This window comes from Azospira sp. MPR-LB4 (assembly GCF_058809525.1).
Genome location: NZ_CM179521.1, coordinates 3089438 through 3106355 on the forward strand (window position 1 = coordinate 3089438; position 16918 = coordinate 3106355).

General features: G+C 69.0%; 9 protein-coding genes. 3 read left to right on the top strand and 6 right to left on the bottom strand.

The annotated features are described in order from the left end of the window. Positions 1–9 precede the first annotated feature (9 nt). Both AC3QLZ_RS14590 and AC3QLZ_RS14595 read right to left on the bottom strand, forming a co-directional pair. The gene (locus AC3QLZ_RS14590) at positions 10–3009 is read right to left on the bottom strand and encodes a PAS domain S-box protein (protein ID WP_014236637.1); all 3000 of its coding nucleotides are present in this window, start codon (positions 3007–3009) and stop codon (positions 10–12) included. 7 nt (positions 3010–3016) lie between these two features. After that, complete coding sequence (locus AC3QLZ_RS14595) at positions 3017–4735, bottom strand: putative bifunctional diguanylate cyclase/phosphodiesterase (RefSeq protein WP_014236638.1); 1719 nt, start codon at positions 4733–4735, stop codon at positions 3017–3019. A 156-nt stretch (positions 4736–4891) separates the two neighbouring features. Here AC3QLZ_RS14595 and mutL point away from each other — a divergent pair, with 156 nt between their 5' ends. The 3 genes from mutL (at position 4892) to AC3QLZ_RS14610 (ending at position 8139) form a co-directional block, all read left to right on the top strand. After that, positions 4892–6748: a DNA mismatch repair endonuclease MutL gene (gene mutL / locus AC3QLZ_RS14600; RefSeq protein WP_014236639.1), complete on the top strand. Its 1857-nt coding sequence runs from the start codon at positions 4892–4894 to the stop codon at positions 6746–6748. Positions 6749–6815: 67 nt separating this feature from the next. Further along, positions 6816–7763 (top strand): tRNA (adenosine(37)-N6)-dimethylallyltransferase MiaA, encoded by a 948-nt coding sequence (miaA, locus tag AC3QLZ_RS14605; protein ID WP_014236640.1) that lies wholly within the window; start codon positions 6816–6818, stop codon positions 7761–7763. Between the two features lies 1 nt (position 7764). Further along, complete coding sequence (locus tag AC3QLZ_RS14610) at positions 7765–8139, top strand: TfoX/Sxy family protein (RefSeq protein ID WP_014236641.1); 375 nt, start codon at positions 7765–7767, stop codon at positions 8137–8139. 61 nt (positions 8140–8200) lie between these two features. Here AC3QLZ_RS14610 and AC3QLZ_RS14615 read toward each other — a convergent pair whose 3' ends face one another. From AC3QLZ_RS14615 to AC3QLZ_RS14630, 4 genes are all read right to left on the bottom strand, one after another. Continuing rightward, a complete protein-coding gene (locus AC3QLZ_RS14615) occupies positions 8201–11023 on the bottom strand; it encodes a PAS domain S-box protein (RefSeq protein WP_014236642.1) in 2823 nt (940 codons plus the stop codon). 196 nt (positions 11024–11219) lie between these two features. Continuing rightward, the gene (locus tag AC3QLZ_RS14620; RefSeq protein WP_014236643.1) at positions 11220–14291 is read right to left on the bottom strand and encodes an efflux RND transporter permease subunit; all 3072 of its coding nucleotides are present in this window, start codon (positions 14289–14291) and stop codon (positions 11220–11222) included. 6 nt (positions 14292–14297) lie between these two features. Beyond that, positions 14298–15494 carry an efflux RND transporter periplasmic adaptor subunit gene (locus tag AC3QLZ_RS14625; RefSeq protein WP_014236644.1) on the bottom strand — a complete coding sequence of 399 codons (1197 nt, stop codon included), beginning with the start codon at positions 15492–15494 and terminating at the stop codon, positions 14298–14300. Positions 15495–15693: 199 nt separating this feature from the next. Continuing rightward, positions 15694–16878: a phosphoglycerate kinase gene (locus AC3QLZ_RS14630; RefSeq protein WP_014236645.1), complete on the bottom strand. Its 1185-nt coding sequence runs from the start codon at positions 16876–16878 to the stop codon at positions 15694–15696. Between the last annotated feature and the right edge of the window lie 40 nt (positions 16879–16918).

A 16918-nucleotide genomic window follows, 5' to 3' on the forward strand; every position in this document is an offset into this window, starting at 1 on the left:
CTTTATGCATCATTCTTCCCGGGGCAGGCTGAAGTAGAAGGTGGCGCCCCGGTCGGGTTCGGCCTCGGCCCAGGTGCGGCCGCCGTGGCGCTCCACCACCCGGCGCACGTTGGCCAGGCCGATGCCGGTGCCCTCGAAATCGGCGGCGCCGTGCAGGCGCTGGAAGACGCCGAACAGCTTGCCCACGTATTTCATGTTGAAGCCGACGCCGTTGTCGGCGATGCGGATCACCCACTCGGGCCGCCCCTCGTGCTCCCCGCTCTCGGCGGCGATGTGGATCTGGGCCCGCTCCCGCTTGCGCGAGTACTTGAGGGCGTTGCCCACCAGATTGGCCAGCACCTGGCGGATCAGGGTGCGGTCCGCCAGTACCTGGGGCAGGCTGCCGATGGCCCAATCCACCGCCGGGGCGCGGGGCTCCTGGGCCAGGTCGTCGATCACTTCCTGGAGCAGCTTGTTGAGGTCCACCGGGGTCTTGTGCACTTCGGCCCGGCCGATGCGGGAGAAGGCCAGCAGGCCGTCGATGAGGTCGCCCATGCGGTTGGCGGCCTCGGTGATGATGTTGAGATAGCGCCGGCTGGCTTCCGACAGCCGGTTGTCCGCATCGGCCTCGAGCAGGCTGACGAAGCCGGAGACGTGGCGCAGGGGCGCCCGCAGGTCGTGGGAGACGGAGTAGGAGAAGGCTTCCAGCTCCTTGTTGGCCACCGCCAGCTGGTCGGTGCGTTCGGCCACCCGCCGTTCCAGTTCCTGGTTGAGGCTGCGCATGGCCCGTTCCTGGGCCATGCGCTCCATTTCCATGCCGGCCCGCAGGGCGAACAGGCTGATGATGGGCAGGTAGCCGCTGGCCTCGGGCAGGGGCTTGTCGTCGATCACCACCAGCAGGCCCAGGATCTTGCCGCCGTTGCCGGTGATGGGGGCGCCCATGTAGCTTTCCGCCTTCATTTCCTTCAGGGCCCGGTTGTCCGGGAACAGCTCGGTGATGCCCCGGGGGAAGAGGGTCGGGCCGGAGCCGAGCATGACCTGGCAGGGCGTGCCGTCCAGGGCGTAGGCGAAAATGGTGGAGGGGGCGCCGTGGGTCCAGCTGGAGAGGGTGCGGATGTGGCAGCCGTCCGGGTCCACTTCGCCGACGAAGGCGTAGGCCACGTCGAAGAGGGTGGCCACGTGCTGCACCAGGGAATCGAGGAAGGCTTCGCCGTAGACCGTGGCGGTGTTTTCCACCAGGGCCCGCAGGGCTTCCTGGGTGCGGCGCATCTCGGTCACGTCCCGGCCTTCGGGAATGAGGTAGATGACGCGGCCGTGCTCGTCCCGCACCGGGGTGATGCTGACGTCGATCCAGTGCAGGATGCCCTGGGCGGTGCGGTGGCTGGCGGCGAAACGCACCGTCTCGCCCTGGCGCGCCCGGGCCACGGCCTGGCGCAGGGTTTCCCGGCTGTCGCTGTCCCGGTCCCACCAGGGGGTGTCCCAGAAGGGGCGGCCCACCACCTCTTCCTTGGCGGCGCCGGCGAATTCCAGGGAGGTGCGGTTGGCCTCCAGCAGGGTGCCCTGGGGGTCCATCAGGCCGACGAAGGAGAAGGTGCTGTCGAGCAGGCCCCGGATGCGCTGTTCGCTGTCGATGAGGGCCTGCTGGGTGCGCATGCGGGCGGTGATGTCCTGGCCGGTGCCGCGGTAGCCGCGGAACTGGCCCCGCTCGTCGAAGACCGGGCGGCCGTTGCTGACGTACCAGTGGATTTCGCCGTCGCCGGCGACGATCTGGTAGGTGAAGTCCCGGAACGGCAGGTGGGCTTCCTGCTGGGCCCGGTGGGCGGTCATCTGCTCCGGGGTGACGCCGAGCAGGGGCAGTTCCCAGCGGGTCTTGCCCAGGTACTGCTCCAGAGGCAGGCGGCCCTTCTGGAAGGCGCCGCCGGACATCATGGTGAAGCGGCAGTTCTCGTCCTGCTCCCAGTACCAGTCATAGGACAGCTCGGCCAGGTCGCGGAAGCGGGCCTCGCTCTCCCGCAGGTCCCGGTCCACCTCCAGCAGTTCGGCCATCTGGGCGTCCAGCTGGGCGGTGCGGGTCGCCACTTCCTGGCGCAGGGTCCGGTTCCAGAAGAGGATCACCCCCAGGGCCGCGGCGACGAGGGTCAGCAGGCCGCCCGCCACCCACCAGAAATTGGGGTTGTTCCAGGGGCCGGCGTTGCCCACCCGCAGCCAGCGCTGCAGCACCTGTTCCTTTTCCTGGGCCGGAATGGCGGCGGCGGTCTGGTCCATGAGGGCGGTCAGCTCGGGCCAGTCGCCGCGCACGCCGAAGGTGAAGGCGTAGTTGATGCCGGTGTTGCCGCCTACGGCCAGATTGACCAGGCCTTCCTTCTGCACGTAGTAGGTGACCCGGCCCAGGTCGGTAACCGCCGCATCCACCTCGCTGAAGGCCAGCTTGGTCAGGGCCGACAGCTCGTCCCGGCTGGGGGCCAGGTGCAGCCCGGGATACTCCCGCCGCAGGCGGTCCTCCAGGGCGCTGCCGGCCAGCACCGCCACCTTGCGTCCTTCCAGCTGGTCCAGGGTGAGGGGGCCGGTGCCCAGGGTCTCCTGGCGCACGATGATCTTGGTTTCCAGCTCGGCGTAGGGCTTGGGGAAGCTCAGATAGGTTTCCCGGCCCGGGGTGTGCACGGCGGCGAAGAGCAGGTCCACCTCCCGGTTGCGGATGCCGTCGTGCATGTCTTCCAGGCTGCCGTAATAGACCATCTGGAAGCGCACGCCGAGGCGCTGCTCGTAGAGCTTCAGCATGTCCACCGAGAGGCCCGAGTAGCTGCCGCTGCGGAAGTCCCGCATCAGCAGGTTGGGCATTTCCGTGGCGCCGACCCGGATTTCCGGGTGCTGGGCCAGCCACTGGCGCTGCTCGGGGGAATAGTTCTGGGCCCGGGCCAGGGGGCTCGACAGCAGGCCCAGGATCAGCAGCAGGAAGGAGAAGCGGAAGGGAAAAAGGGAAAGGAGGCGCCGCAGCCGGCCGGGGAGTGCAAGAAGCGAAGGCAGCGCCATGACCGCTTCAGCGCCACTGGGCCAGGGCCGGCGCCAGGTCTTCGGGCAGGGCCGGGCGGGCGAAGTGGTAGCCCTGGCCCTCGCTGCAGCCGCAGTCTTGCAGGCGGCTGCGCTGGTCGGCGGTTTCCACGCCCTCGGCGATGACCTCCAGGCCCAGGCTGGTGCCCATGGCGACGATGGCCCGGGCAATGGAGAGGTCGCTGCCGGCGGCCGGGCCGCGGACGAAGGACTGGTCGATCTTCAGCCGGTTCACCGGGAACTGCTGCAGATAGGAAAGGGAGGAGTAGCCGGTGCCGAAGTCGTCGATGGCCAGGGAGACGCCGATGTCCCGCAGCTGCTGCAGGGTGTCCAGGACTTCCTCCTCCTGGTTCATGGCGATGTTTTCGGTGATCTCCAGCTCGATGTTGCGCGGATCGGCGCCGGAGCGCTGGATCACCATGGCCACCGATTCGGCCAGGCGGGGCTGCTGGAACTGCAGGGCGGAGAGGTTCACCGCCACCCGCAGGTCGTGGTGGCCGGCCTGGGCCCATTTGACGCTCTGGCGGCAGGCTTCCCCCAGCACCCATTCGCCGACGGGGACGATGAGGCCCGTTTCCTCCAGCAGGGGAATGAATTCCAGGGGCGAGACCAGGCCCCGTTCCGGGCTCTGCCAGCGCAGCAGGGCCTCGACGCCGGTGATGCGGCCCGTGGCCAGGTCTACCTGGGGCTGGTAGTGCAGCACGAATTCGTGATTGACCAGGGCGTGGTAGAGGGCCGCTTCCAGCACCAGGCGGCCCTTTTCCGGCTGGGCCATGCGTTCGTGGAAGAGGCGGGCCTGGCCGGGGCCGGCCCGCTTGGCCGTTTCCAGGGCTGCTTCGGCGTGCTGCATGAGGTCCAGGCCTTCGTTCTCCCGGTCGGCGGAGCGGGGGTGGAGGGCGGCGCCGATGCTGCAGGTCAGGTACAGGTCCTGGCCCTGGATGGAAAAGCCGGCGGCGAAGGCTTCCCGCAGGCGCTCGAACCAGGCCTCGGCCCCGGCCGGGTCGGCGATGCCGGAGAGCACCAGGGCGAAGCGGTCGGAGGAGGCCCGGGCAACGAAATCGTCCTCGCCGATGAGGGCCGAGAGGCGCCGGGCCACGGCCCGCAGCACCCGGTTGGCCAGGACCATGCCCATGCCGTGCATGATCTTGCGGAAGCGGTTGATGTCCACCAGCAGCAGGAGGAAGGGGGCCTGCTCCGGGGCGCTGCGGTGTTCCAGGTGTTCCAGCAGGAAATCCACATTGGCGATGCCGGTCAGGGGGTCGAAGCGCAGCAGGTGTTCCAGGCTGGCCTGGGCCTGGCGCAGGGCGGCCCGGTTGCCGGCCTCCCGGATCTCCCGCTCCACTACCGGGGCCAGGCGGCTCAGGTTGTCCTTGCTGACGAAGTCCCGGGCGCCGCGGCGCATGGCCTCGATGGCGATGTCGTCGGGGATCATGCCGGAGACGATGACGAAGGGCAGGTCGCCGCCCCGGGACTGCAGCAGGGCCAGGGCCGAGACCGAGTCGAACTCGGGCATGTTGTGGTCGCAGATGACCACGTCCCAGCCGCCCTGGGCCAGTTGCTCCTCCATGGCGGCGCCGGTCTCCACCCGTGTCCACTCGATGCGGTGGCCGCTCTGGCGCAGGGCACGGGCGGCCAGCTCCACATCCAGTTCGGAGTCGTCGACGAAGAGGACGCGCAGGGGCAGTGCAGACTCAGGCGATACGGGCATGGGGTATGGCGCCGTTGTATGACAGGTGTGGGACGATTATAGCGACTTCCGCTACCGGCGGTAGCCCCGCATGGCGGCCGCAACGCCGCGCCCGGAGCCGACTTCGGCAGGGGCTATAATGCCCCCTCGCCGTTTGTTCCCGACCCCGTTGCCGCCATGCCCATCCGCCTCCTGCCCGACCTTCTCATCAGCCAGATCGCCGCCGGCGAGGTGGTGGAACGGCCCGCCTCGGTCCTCAAGGAAGTGCTGGAAAACGCCCTGGACGCAGGCAGCCAGGCCATCCAGATCCAGCTGGAAGAGGGCGGGGTGAAGCTGATCCGGGTCAGCGACGACGGCTGCGGCATTCCCCAGGAAGAACTGCCCCTGGCCCTGACCCGCCACGCCACCAGCAAGATCGCCAGCCTGGAAGACCTGGAACAGGTGGCCACCCTGGGCTTCCGCGGCGAGGCCCTGGCCTCGGTGGCGGCGGTGGCCCGCCTCACCCTCACCAGCCGCGCCGCCGGCGCCGGCCATGCCTGGAAGCTGGCGGCCCACGGCAGCGGCGAGGCGGAACCGGCCGCCCTGGCCGCCGGCACCGTGGTGGAAATGCGGGACCTCTATTACAACACCCCGGCCCGCCGCAAATTCCTGAAATCCGAAGGCACCGAATTCGCCCACTGCGCCGATGCGGTCAAGCGCGTCGCCCTGGCCCATCCGGGCGTGGCCTTTTCCCTGGCCCACAACGGCCGGGTCAGCCTGTCTTTGCCGAAAGCCGATCTGGCCGGCCGGGTCGGCGCCATCCTGGGCCAGGATTTTCTTGCCGAATGCCGCCGCGTCGAGGCCGCCATCAACGGGCTGTCGATCGTCGGCTACGCCGCCCAGCCCGCCTGGTCCCGGCCCGGGCGGGATGCCCAGTACGTCTTCGTGAACGGCCGCTTCGTCCGCGACAAGCTGCTGGCCCACGCCCTGCGCGAGGCCTACCAGGACATGCTGCACGGCAGTCGCCACCCGGGCTACGCCCTGTTCATCGAGATCGACCCGGCGGCGGTGGATGTCAATGTGCACCCGGCCAAGACTGAAGTGCGCTTCCGCGACGGCCGGGCGGTGCACCAGTTCGTCTATCACGCCGTGCATAAGGCCCTGTCCCAGGTCATCAGCGACCCGAGCCGGGAAGTGCAGACGGCCTCCCCCGGACTGGCCTCCCTGGGCGGCAATGCCGGTGCGGCATCCGGCCCTGTCCATGCCGACAGCGGCTATGGGCAACGTTCATCGGCCATGCCGGCCTGGAACCCGCCCCGCCAGGGCAGCCTGGGCGTGGCCGAGCCGTCTGCCACGTCCTACCTGGCCTTCGCCGCAGCGGCCCGGCAGGGGCCGGGCTCTGGCAGCACCTTTCCCGGTGGCGGCAGCTTCGCCCCGGCAGCGGCCGCCGCCGATGCCCCCGGCCAGGAGGCACCGCCCCTGGGCTACGCCCTGGCCCAGCTGCACGGCATCTATGTGCTGGCCCAGAACGCCCGGGGCCTGATCCTGGTGGACATGCACGCCGCCCACGAGCGCATCCTCTACGAAAAGCTGAAGAGCGCCTACGACAGCAAGGCGGTGCCGACCCAGGCCCTGCTCATTCCGGCGGTGTTCTCCGCCAGCGCCCACGAGGTGGCGGCGGTGGAGGAACACGGCGCCACCATGGCCGAACTGGGCTTCGAACTGGCGCCCCTGGGCCCCAACGAACTGGCCCTGCGCTCCGTGCCCCAGCTGTTGGCAGGTGGCGATCCGGTGAACCTGGCCCGCAGCCTGCTGGCCGAGCTGATGGAGCATGGGGCTTCCCAGGTCTCCACCGCCCGGCGCAACGAACTTCTGGCCACCCTGGCCTGCCACGGCGCCGTGCGCGCCCGGCGCCTGCTCACCGTGCCGGAAATGAACGCCCTCTTGCGCCAGATGGAAGAGACCGAACGGGCCGACCAGTGCAACCACGGCCGCCCCACCTGGACCGAGCTGTCCTTGGCGGACCTGGACAAGCTCTTCCTGCGGGGCCAGTGATGGCTCCCTCTGCTTACGGCTTCAGGTCCCGTCCCGGGCACCGGGCAGGAATCGTCGGGATGGCGGCATGAGCGCCCATCCCCCCGCCATCCTGCTCATGGGTCCCACCGCCAGCGGCAAGACCGCGGCGGCCCTGCACCTGTTCGACCGCTTCCCGGTGGAGCTGATCAGCGTCGATTCGGCCCTGGTTTTCCGCGACATGGATATCGGCACCGCCAAGCCGGACCGGGCCACCCTGGCCCGCTACCCGCACCGGCTGGTGGATGTGATCTCGCCGGAGGAGGCCTACTCCGCCGCCCGCTTCCGCGACGAAGCCCTGGCCGCCATGGCCGAGGCCATCGCCCGGGGCAAGGTGCCCCTGCTGGTGGGCGGCACCATGCTCTACTACAAGGCCCTGCGGGAGGGGCTCTCCGACCTGCCCCAGGCCGACCCGGCCCTGCGTGCCGAACTGGAAGCGAAGGCGGCGGCCTACGGCTGGCCGGCCCTGCACGCCGAACTGGCGCAACTGGACCCGGTCACCGCCACCCGCCTGCACCCCACCGATTCCCAGCGGGTCTCCCGCGCCCTGGAAATCTGCCAACTGACGGGCCGGCCCATGTCCGCCCTGCTGGCCGAGCAGCAGCGGGAGCCCCTGCCCTGGAACCTGCTGCCCCTGGCCCTGGCCCCTTCCGACCGGGCGGTGCTGCACCAGCGCATCGCCGAGCGTTTCGCCCAGATGCTGGAACAGGGCTTCATGGACGAGATGCATATGCTGCGCGCCAAGTACCGCCTACACGGCGGCCTGCCTTCCATGCGCTGCGTCGGCTACCGCCAGGTCTGGGAGGTGCTGGAGGGCGAGGCCCCCGCCGCCGAGCTGCTGGACCGGGGCATCTTCGCCACCCGCCAGCTGGCCAAGCGCCAGATCACCTGGCTGCGCGCCGACCCCACGGCGGAAGTGTTCGACTGCCTGGCGCCGGACCTGATTGCCCGGGTGGAAAGCCGGGTGGCCCGCTTCCTGGAACAGCAGAAGGTCTGACATGGCCGCCAGCCGGGAGTACGTGGATTACCTCCTGGAAAGCCTGGCGCCCCTGGGGCCGGTGGTGGGCAAGCGCATGTTCAGCGGCGTCGGCCTCTTTCTCGACGGCCTCATGTTCGCCATCGTCATCGACGACCAGCTGTGGCTGAAGGCGGACGACCTCAACCGGGGCGAATTCACCGCCCTCGACCTGCCGCCCTTCACCTATCCGCGCCAGGGCAAGCTCACGGCCTTGAGCTACTACCGGGCCCCGGACGAGGCCCTGGATGCGCCCCATGCCCTGCTGCCCTGGGCCCGCAGCGCCTTTGCCGCAGCCCTGCGGGGGCGTGACCTTGCAGGCCGCAGGCGCCCGCCCCGTCGCAAGCCGCCGGCCTAGTCCGGCGGCGCCATGAAAAAGCCGCCCGGAAGGCGGCTTCTTGTTTGCCCCGGCGCCGCGCCTAGCGGTCCTGCAGCAGCCATTGCAGCAGGGTGGCGTAGAGCACGTCCGGGTTCACCGGCTTGGCGATGAAGTCGTTCATGCCGGCTCCCAGGCAGCGGGCCTTGTCCTCGGCGAAGGCATTGGCGGTCATGGCCAGGATCGGGGTCTGGCGGTGGCGTTGCAGCTGGCGGATTTCCCGGGTGGCGTCGAGGCCGTCCATGAGGGGCATCTGCATGTCCATCAGGATCAGGGCGTAGTCGTTGCCGCGGGCCCTTTCCACCGCCACCTTGCCATCCGGCGCCAGCTCCACCCGCAGGCCCACGTCCTCCAGCATGAACTTGGTGATTTCCTGGTTGATCGGCTCGTCCTCGGCCAGCAGCACCGTGCGGCCGGCGAACTCCTGGCGCAGCCGCTGTTCGGCGTTGCCGCCGGCCAGGGGGGCGCCGTTGCCGTAGCGCTCCTTGCCCTTTTTCAGGCGGGCGGTGAACCAGAAGGTGCTGCCCCGGCCCGGCTCGCTGCTGGCACCGGCCTCGCCGCCCATGAGCTGGGCCAGCTTGCGGGTGATGGCCAGGCCCAGGCCGGTGCCGCCGTAGCGGCGGGTGGTGCTGTTGTCGGCCTGCTCGAAGGCGGAGAAGAGCTTGTGCATGGCCTCGGGCGGGATGCCGATGCCCGTGTCCTGCACCTCGAAGCGCAGCAGGGCGTCCGCCTCGCCTTCTTCCAGGGTGTGCACCCGCAGGGTGATGCTGCCCTGTTCGGTGAATTTGAGGGCATTGCCGGCGTAGTTGAGCAGGGCCTGCTGCAACCGGGTGGGGTCCCCCAGCAGGTGGGGCGGCAGGGGCTGGGCTTCGGTGCGCAGCACCAGGCCCTTGGCCTGGACCCGTTCCTGCAGGAAGGAGGCGACGTTGCCGAGCAGGCTTTCGACGCGGACGGGCGCCTCCTCCAGGGCGAACTTGCCGGCCTCGATCTTGGACAGGTCGAGGATGGCGTTGATCACCCCCAGCAGGTGCTGGGCGGCCGCCTCCAGCTTGTCCATGTGCTCGGCCTGCTGGGGCTTGAGGCCGGCCCGGCGGATCAGATGGGTGAGGCCGGTCATGGCGTTGAGGGGGGTGCGGATCTCGTGGCTCATATTGGCCAGGAAGGCGCTCTTGGCCACGTTGGCCGATTCCGCCGCATCCTTCAGCTCCTCCAGCTGGCGGGTGCGCTCCTGCACCAGCTCCTCCAGGCGCTGGCGGTGCCGCTGCAGCTCGGCCTCGGCGGCCTTGCGCGCGGTGATGTCCCGGGCGATCTTGGAGATGCCCAGAACCCGGCCCTCGCCGTCCAGGAGGGGGGAGATGGTGACCGAGACGTCGACGATGCGGCCGTCCTTGCGGATGCGGCGGGTGTCGAAGTGCTTCACCGTCTCGCCGCGGCGCAGGCGTTCCAGGATGTCCCGTTCCTCCGCCAGGCACTCCGGCGGGAACAGGTGCAGGGTGGAGCGGCCCACCATTTCGGCGGCGCTGTAGCCGAACAGCTCCTCGGCCCCCCGGTTCCAGCTGGTGACGATGCCGTCCAGGGTTTTGCTGAGGATGGCGTCGTCCGAGGAACGGACGATGGCCTCGTACTGCCGGGCGATGCGTTCGGCCTGGCGGCTCTCGGTGACGTCGTAGAAGCAGGCGAGGAAGTCGTCGCCCAGGGAAATGCCGGAAACGAGGACGATGCGCTCCTCGCCGCTGCGCACCGTGATGTTGCACTCGATGGGCGCAATGTCGCCGTCGTGGTTGGCGGCAGCGGCCAACGCCTGCTGCCAGTCAGCCATGACCTGGGCCCGGTAGTCCGGGTCCGGGTAGGCCCGCAGCCACCACTGTTCCAGGCTCGGCATTTCCTCGACGGAGTAGCCGAACATCTGCAGGCAGCGCCGGTTGCGGTCCACGATGGTGCCGGCCTGGTCCACGTAGGCTAGGCCCACCGGGGCTTCCTGGAACAGGCGGCGGAAGCGGGCCTCGCTCTGCTGCAGGGCTTCGGTACGGAGGCGGATTTCCTCGCCCATGCGGTTGAAGTCCTGGGCCAGGGCGCCGATTTCGTCCCCGCCGGCATCGTCGCTGCGGGTGTCGTAGTTGCCGGCAGCCATGTCGCCGACGCTGCGCTGCAGCCGGGCCAGGCGACCGACGAAGGCCCGGTTGAGGTAGCTGCCCAGGGTCAGCAGCAGGACCAGGTAGCCGCCCAGGCGGATGAGGAAGTTGTGCAGCCAGGCGCCGTATTCCCGCTGGCGCAGCTGCTCCGTCGGCAGCTTGATGCTCATGACGCCGCGCAGGTCGCCCACCTGGTAGCCGTAGGCCTGGTCGTAGTCGTTGCCGATGGAGCCGGGGGCCTGGCTGCGCTCGCCGTGGCAGGCCAGGCAGTAGGCCTCGACCCAGATGGGGGCGGTGTAGTGGTAGAAGCTGCGGTTGTCCTGGCCCCGGATTTCCACCAGCCGGTCGGGGGCCTTGGGGTTGGCGCGGAACCAGGCAATGGCCGCCATCTCGTCGGTGTCGGCCTGGTTCTGCGGATTGCGCGGCCGGTCGGAGACGTTGTTGAAAAAGAGGCCGCTGTCGCTCCATTCCTTGAAGTCGGCGGAGATGCGGGAGAGGGCGTGGGCCGGCAGGAAGCCCACGGTGTCGGCGTTGATGGGCAGGCCGCTAGCCATGAACTGCTGGTGGTACACCCGGCGCGTGGCCATCAGCATGCCGCGGATGTTCTGGGCGTCCCGGGTCAGCTCGTCGCGGATGCCGGCCTCGATGCTGCGGTAGCCGACGGCGAAGTCGGCCGCCATGATGCCCAGGATGATGGCGGAGGTGAGCAGCCAGATTTTGTGCTTGAGGCTCATGGGCGGGTCCGGTGGCGAAGGCAGGTGGCGCCAAGTCATTGGCAAAGCGGGATTTATGCTAACTCAATGGCATGTCCGTCCCCAGGGATTTTGTCGCCATTCTTGATCCAGTCGGCATTCCGGAGGCGAAAAAAAAGCCGCTGGGCAGCGGCTTTTTCAGGGTGACGGCCCGGGGCCGTCCGGGACTGGGGGCGGCTCAGGTGGGCAGGCCGTGGCGGGCCTGTTCCGCCGCCACCCGGTCCATGCCCTTGCGCCGGGCCATCAGGGTATAGACCGTGGGCACCACAAAGAGGGTGAAGAAGGTGCCCAGGAGCAGGCCGCCGACGATGACCCAGCCGATCTGGGAGCGGGATTCAGCGCCGGCGCCCCGGGCCAGGGCCAGGGGGATGGCGCCCAGCACCATGGCGCCGGTGGTCATGAGGATGGGGCGCAGGCGCAGTTCCGCCGCCTCGATCACCGCCTCCCGGACGTTGCGCCCCTGCTCCTGCAGCTGGTTGGCGAATTCGACAATGAGGATGCCGTGCTTGGTGATCAGGCCCACCAGGGTGACCAGGCCGATCTGGCTGTACACGTTGAGGGTGCCGCCGCTGAGGAGCAGGGCCAGCAGGGCGCCGGCCATGGACAGGGGCACCGTCAGCATGATGATGAAGGGGTCGCGGAAGCTTTCGAACTGGGCCGCCAGCACCAGGTAGATGAAGGCCAGGGCGAGGATGAAGGTGAGGGCCAGGGAGGCGGTGGAGGTCTTGAACTCCCGCGACTGGCCGTTGTAATCGACGGCGTAGCCGGCCGGCTGCACCTCTCCGGCGATTCCTTCCATGGCCGCCAGGCCCTCGCCCAGGGTGGAGCCGGGGGCCAGGTTGGCGGTGATGGTGACGGCGCGGCGCTGGCCGAAGTGGTTCAGCTCCCGGGGGCTGATGGTCTCGTCCACCTGCACCAGGTTGGCCAGGGGGATCATCTCGCCGCTCTTGCCGCGCACGTAGATGTCGCTGATGTCCCGGGGATTGGCACGGTCGGCGTCGCTGACCTGGACGATCACGTCGTACTGCTCGCCGTCCCGCTTGAAGCGGGTCACCTGGCGGCCGCCGAGCATGGTCTCCAGGGTGCGGCCGACGGTTTCCACGGGCACCCCCAGGTCCGCCGCCTTGTCCCGGTTCACCGCCACGGAGAGCTGGGGCAGGTTGAGCTTGAGGTCCGTGTCCACATTGAGGAACAGGGGGCTCTTGGCCATTGCCGCCAGGAACTTGGTGGTGGTGGCCTGCAGCTCCTGGTAGGAGGCGGAACTGACGATGACGAAGTTGATCGGCCGCTCCCGGGCGCTCTGGCCGAGGGAGGGCGGCGTCACCGGGAAGGCCATGACGCCGGGGATGTCCCGGAAGCGGGGCAGCAGCTGCTTGGCGATTTCCGGCGAGCTGTGCTGGCGCTCCTTCCAGTCCTTCAGGCGCAGGATGGCGGAGCCCTGGGAGACGATGGGATTGCCGGAGACGACGAAGTAGTTGGCGGCGTCGGGAATGCCGGCGTAAATCTTCTCGATCTGGCGGGCGTACTTGTCCGTGTATTCCAGGGTGGCGCCCTCGGGGCCGTTGAAGATGCCGAAGATGACGCCCCGGTCCTCGATGGGGGAAAGCTCGGACTTGAGCAGCTTGAGCATGCCGACGCAGGCCAGGGCCACTGCGGCGAATCCCACCAGGACGATCCAGCGCCGGTCGAGGGCGGCGCCGAGGATGCGGCGGTAGCCGGCGTTGAGCCAGTTGAGGAAATTCTCGATGGCGACGAAGGCCTTGCCGTGCTTTTCCTCGTGCCGCAGCAGCACCGAGCACATCATGGGCGACAGGGTCAGGGCGACGAAGCCGGAGACCAGCACGGCGCCGGCCAGGGTCAGGGCGAATTCGATGAAGAGCTTGCCGATGCGGCCGGTCATGAAGGCCACCGGGGCGTAGACGGCGGCCAGGGTGATGGTCATGGCCACCACGGCGAAGCCGATTTCCTTGGCCCCCTGGAGGGAGGCCTGGATCGGTGGCATGCCTTCCTCGATGTGGCGGTAGATGTTCTCCAGGACCACGATGGCGTCGTCCACCACCAGGCCGATGGCCAGCACCAGGGCCAGCAGGGTCAGGGTGTTGATGGTGAAGCCGAGGACGAACATGAGGGCGAAGGCGCCGATCAGGGACACCGGGATGGTGACCAGGGGAATGAGGGTGGCGCGCAGGTTGCGCAGGAAGAAGAAAATGATCAGCAGCACCAGGATCACCGCTTCGCCGATGGTGGAAAACACCGATTCGATGGAGCGGTCGATGAAGACCGAGGAGTCGTAGGCGATTTCCACCTTCAGTCCGTCGGGCAGCTCGGCGGCGATCTTCGGCAGTTCGGCCCGCAGGGCCCGGGACAGGTCCAGGGGATTGGCGGTGGACTGCTTGATCAGGCCCAGGCTCACCGCCGGCTTGCCGCCGAAGCGGACGTTGGTACGCTCGGCGGCGGCGCCGATCTCCACCCGGCCCAGGTCCCGGATGCGCACCGGGTAGCCGTTCACCGTCTTCACCACGATGGCGGCGAACTGTTCCGGTTCCTTCAGGTCGGTCTGGGCCAGCACGGCGAATTCCCGCTGGCGGCTCTCGATGCGGCCGGCGGGCACTTCCACGTTCTGGGTGCGCAGGGCGTCCTCCACCTCCTGGGCGGTGATCTGGTGGGCCGCCAGGCGGTCCTTGTCGAGCCAGATGCGCATGGCGAACTTGCGCTCGCCGAAGACCCGCACGTCGGCGGCCCCGGGCAGGGTCTGCAGGCGCGGCTTGACCACCCGGTTGGCGATGTCGGTGACCACCAGGGGCGAATGCTTCTCGGAGGAGAAGGCGAGCCAGATGACCGGGCTGGCGTCGGCCTCCACCTTGGCGATGACCGGCTCGTCGATGTCGTCGGGGAGCCGGTTGCGCACCCGGGAGACCCGGTCGCGCACGTCCGAGGCGGCGGAATCCGGATTGCGCTCCAGGCGGAAGCGCACGGAAATCTGGCTGCTTTCCTGGCGCGAGATGGAGGTCAGCACATCCACCCCCTCGATGCCGGCCAGGGAATCCTCCAGGGGCTTGGAGATCTGGGATTCGACGATTTCCGCCGAGGCACCCCGGTAGGTGGTGGTGACGGTCATCACCGGTTCGTCGATCTTCGGGTATTCGCGCACCGAGAGGCGCTGGTAGGAGACCAGGCCGATGAGCATCACCGCCAGGGAGAGCACGGTGGCAAACACCGGGCGGCGGATGCAGATGTCGGAAAGCAGCATGGCGGCTTATCCCTGTTTGGCCGGCCCGGGGGCGGCCTGGGGCGCGGCGGTGGTGGCAGGGGGCTTGGAGATGCCCGTCCCTTCTGCATCCTGGGCCGGCTGGGGCGCAGCATCCACGGCCTTCACCGGGCTGCCGTCCTGCACCTTGAGCTGGCCGGCGGTGATGATGCGGTCTCCCGCCGCCAGGCCGGAGAGGATTTCCACCTGGGCGTTGCGGCGCAGGCCGGTCTTCACTTCCACCTTCTTTGCCTTGCCCTCCTCGATGCGGAACACGGTCTGCTTGCCGCCGCCGGAGACGATGGCCTGCTCGGGGATCATCAGCACCCCGTCCCGGTTGCCGAAGAGCAGGCGCACCCGGGCGAACATGCCGGGACGCAGCTTGAGCTCCGGGTTGTCCAGGCGGGCGCGCAGGGAAATGGCGCGGCCGTTGGCATCCACCAGGGGATCCACCGCATCCAGCACCGCCTTGAAGGCCTGGTTGGGCAAGGCGTCCACGCTCACTTCCACGGCCTGGCCCTTTTGCAGGCGGCTCAGGTACAGCTCGGGCAGGCGGAAATCCAGCTTCAGGGTGCGGATGTCCTCCAGGTTGATGAGGTCCGCCCCTTCCTTGACGTAGTCGCCGACGCTCACCTCCCGGATGCCGACGACGCCGGCAAAGGGCGCCCGGATGCGGGTCTTGGCCAGCTTGGCCTCGGCCAGGGCGACCGCCGCCTCCTGCACCTTGAGGTTGGCGGCGGTGGTGTCCAGGGATTGCTGGCTGATGAACTTCTTCGCCAGCAGTTCCTCGGTGCGTTTGAAATTGGTCACGGCCAGGGCGTGGTTGGCCTTGGCCTGTTGCAGTTCCGCCTCCTGGGTGGCCGCATCCAGGGCCACCAGCACCGTGCCTTTGGCCACCGGCACGCCGTCCTTGAAGCCGATGCTGGCGATGCGTCCCGCCGTTTCCGGCCGCAGCACCACGGATTCGTTGGAGCGCAGGGTGCCCACCGCCGCCGCCTCGTCGGTGATGCTCTGGGGCGCCGCCAGCGCCGTTTCCACCGGCAGGGGCGCTGCCGGGGCGCCGGCGCCGCCTGCCTTGGCGCCGGCCGCAGCCGGGGCCTGGGGGCCGCCGGGAGCCCGGTTGGCGTTGTAGGCGACCCAGCCCAGGCCGACGATTCCGGCGGCGGCAAGGGCGATGACGGCGTAGCGGTGTTTGCGGTGGGGCATGGCGGAGTCTCGTGGTTCCGGCCTGCCGCCGGCGTGGCGCAGCGGCGGGCGACAGGGCCGCAGGCGAAAGGGCGGCGGCAATTTGGCAGCGGGCAATTCTACTCCATCGCCACCCCGGGCCCCGGCCGGGGCAAACGTTGCAAAATGTAAAAAGGCGGCCCGGAGGCCGCCTTTCCATGGCAGGTGCCGGGCTGCAGGATCAGCCGTTGGCGCGCTGCTCCAGCACTTCCACGGCGGGCAGCTTCTTGCCTTCGAGGAATTCCAGGAAGGCGCCGCCGCCGGTGGAGATGTAGTCGATCTGCTTCTCGATGCCGTACTTGGCGATGGCGGCCAGGGTGTCGCCGCCGCCGGCGATGGAGAAGGCCGGGGAGTGGGCGATGGCGGCTGCCAGCATCTTGGTGCCGCCGCCGAACTGGTCGAATTCGAAGACGCCGACCGGGCCGTTCCAGACGATGGTGCCGGCGTGGGCGATGATGCTGGCCAGCTTGGCGGAGGTCTTGGGGCCGATGTCCAGGATCATGTCGTCGGGCTGCACGTCGTTGGCGTCCACCCGGTTGGCGCGGGCATGGACGGACAGTTCGTTGGCCACCACCACGTCTTCGGGGATGGGCACGGAGGCGCCGCGCTCGTCCATCATGTCCATGATGTTGCGGGCTTCTTCCACCAGGTCCAGCTCGGCCAGGGATTCGCCGATGGGCAGGTCGTCGGCCACCATGAAGGTGTTGGCGATGCCGCCGCCGACGATGAGCTGGTCCACCTTGCCGGCGAGGGACTTGAGGATGGTCAGCTTGGTGGAGACCTTGGAGCCGGCGACGATGGCCACCAGGGGGCGCTTGGGGTTTTCCAGGGCCCGGCCCAGGGCGTCCAGCTCGGCACCCAGCAGGGGGCCGGCACAGGCCACGGGGGCGTACTTGGCGATGCCGTGGGTGGTGGCCTCGGCCCGGTGGGCGGTGCCGAAGGCGTCGTTCACATAGACGTCGCACAGCTTGGCCAGCTTCTGGGCCAGCTCGTCGTTGTTCTTCTTCTCGCCCTTGTTCACGCGGCAGTTTTCCAGCAGCACCACGTCGCCGGGCTTCACTTCGAAGCCGCCGTCCACCCAGTTGTCGATCACCGGCACCTTGCGGCCGAGCAGCTCGGCCAGGCGGTGGGCGATGGGGGCCAGGCTGTCCTCGGGCTTCATCTCGCCTTCGGTGGGACGGCCCAGGTGGGAGGTGACCATGACCGCGGCGCCCTTTTCCAGGGCCATCTGGATGGCCGGCACGGAGGCGCGGATGCGGGTGTCGTCGGTGATGCGGCCGGTCTCGTCCTGGGGCACGTTGAGGTCGGCGCGGATGAAGACGCGCTTGCCCTTCACATCCAGGTCGGCGAGTTTGAGAACGTTCATGGAAGTCTCCTTGCGTTGAATTTGGTGATGAGGCGCGGTG

Bases quoted from the DNA above. Each gene is read 5' to 3' on its own strand.
- AC3QLZ_RS14610 (WP_014236641.1), top strand. From the start codon at position 7,765: ATGGCCGCCAGCCGGGAGTACGTGGATTACCTCCTGGAAAGCCTGGCG.
- miaA (WP_014236640.1), top strand. From the start codon at position 6,816: ATGAGCGCCCATCCCCCCGCCATCCTGCTCATGGGTCCCACCGCCAGC.
- AC3QLZ_RS14625 (WP_014236644.1), bottom strand. From the start codon at position 15,494: ATGCCCCACCGCAAACACCGCTACGCCGTCATCGCCCTTGCCGCCGCC.
- AC3QLZ_RS14615 (WP_014236642.1), bottom strand. From the start codon at position 11,023: ATGAGCCTCAAGCACAAAATCTGGCTGCTCACCTCCGCCATCATCCTG.
- AC3QLZ_RS14595 (WP_014236638.1), bottom strand. From the start codon at position 4,735: ATGCCCGTATCGCCTGAGTCTGCACTGCCCCTGCGCGTCCTCTTCGTC.
- AC3QLZ_RS14630 (WP_014236645.1), bottom strand. From the start codon at position 16,878: ATGAACGTTCTCAAACTCGCCGACCTGGATGTGAAGGGCAAGCGCGTC.
- mutL (WP_014236639.1), top strand. From the start codon at position 4,892: ATGCCCATCCGCCTCCTGCCCGACCTTCTCATCAGCCAGATCGCCGCC.
- AC3QLZ_RS14620 (WP_014236643.1), bottom strand. From the start codon at position 14,291: ATGCTGCTTTCCGACATCTGCATCCGCCGCCCGGTGTTTGCCACCGTG.
- AC3QLZ_RS14590 (WP_014236637.1), bottom strand. From the start codon at position 3,009: ATGGCGCTGCCTTCGCTTCTTGCACTCCCCGGCCGGCTGCGGCGCCTC.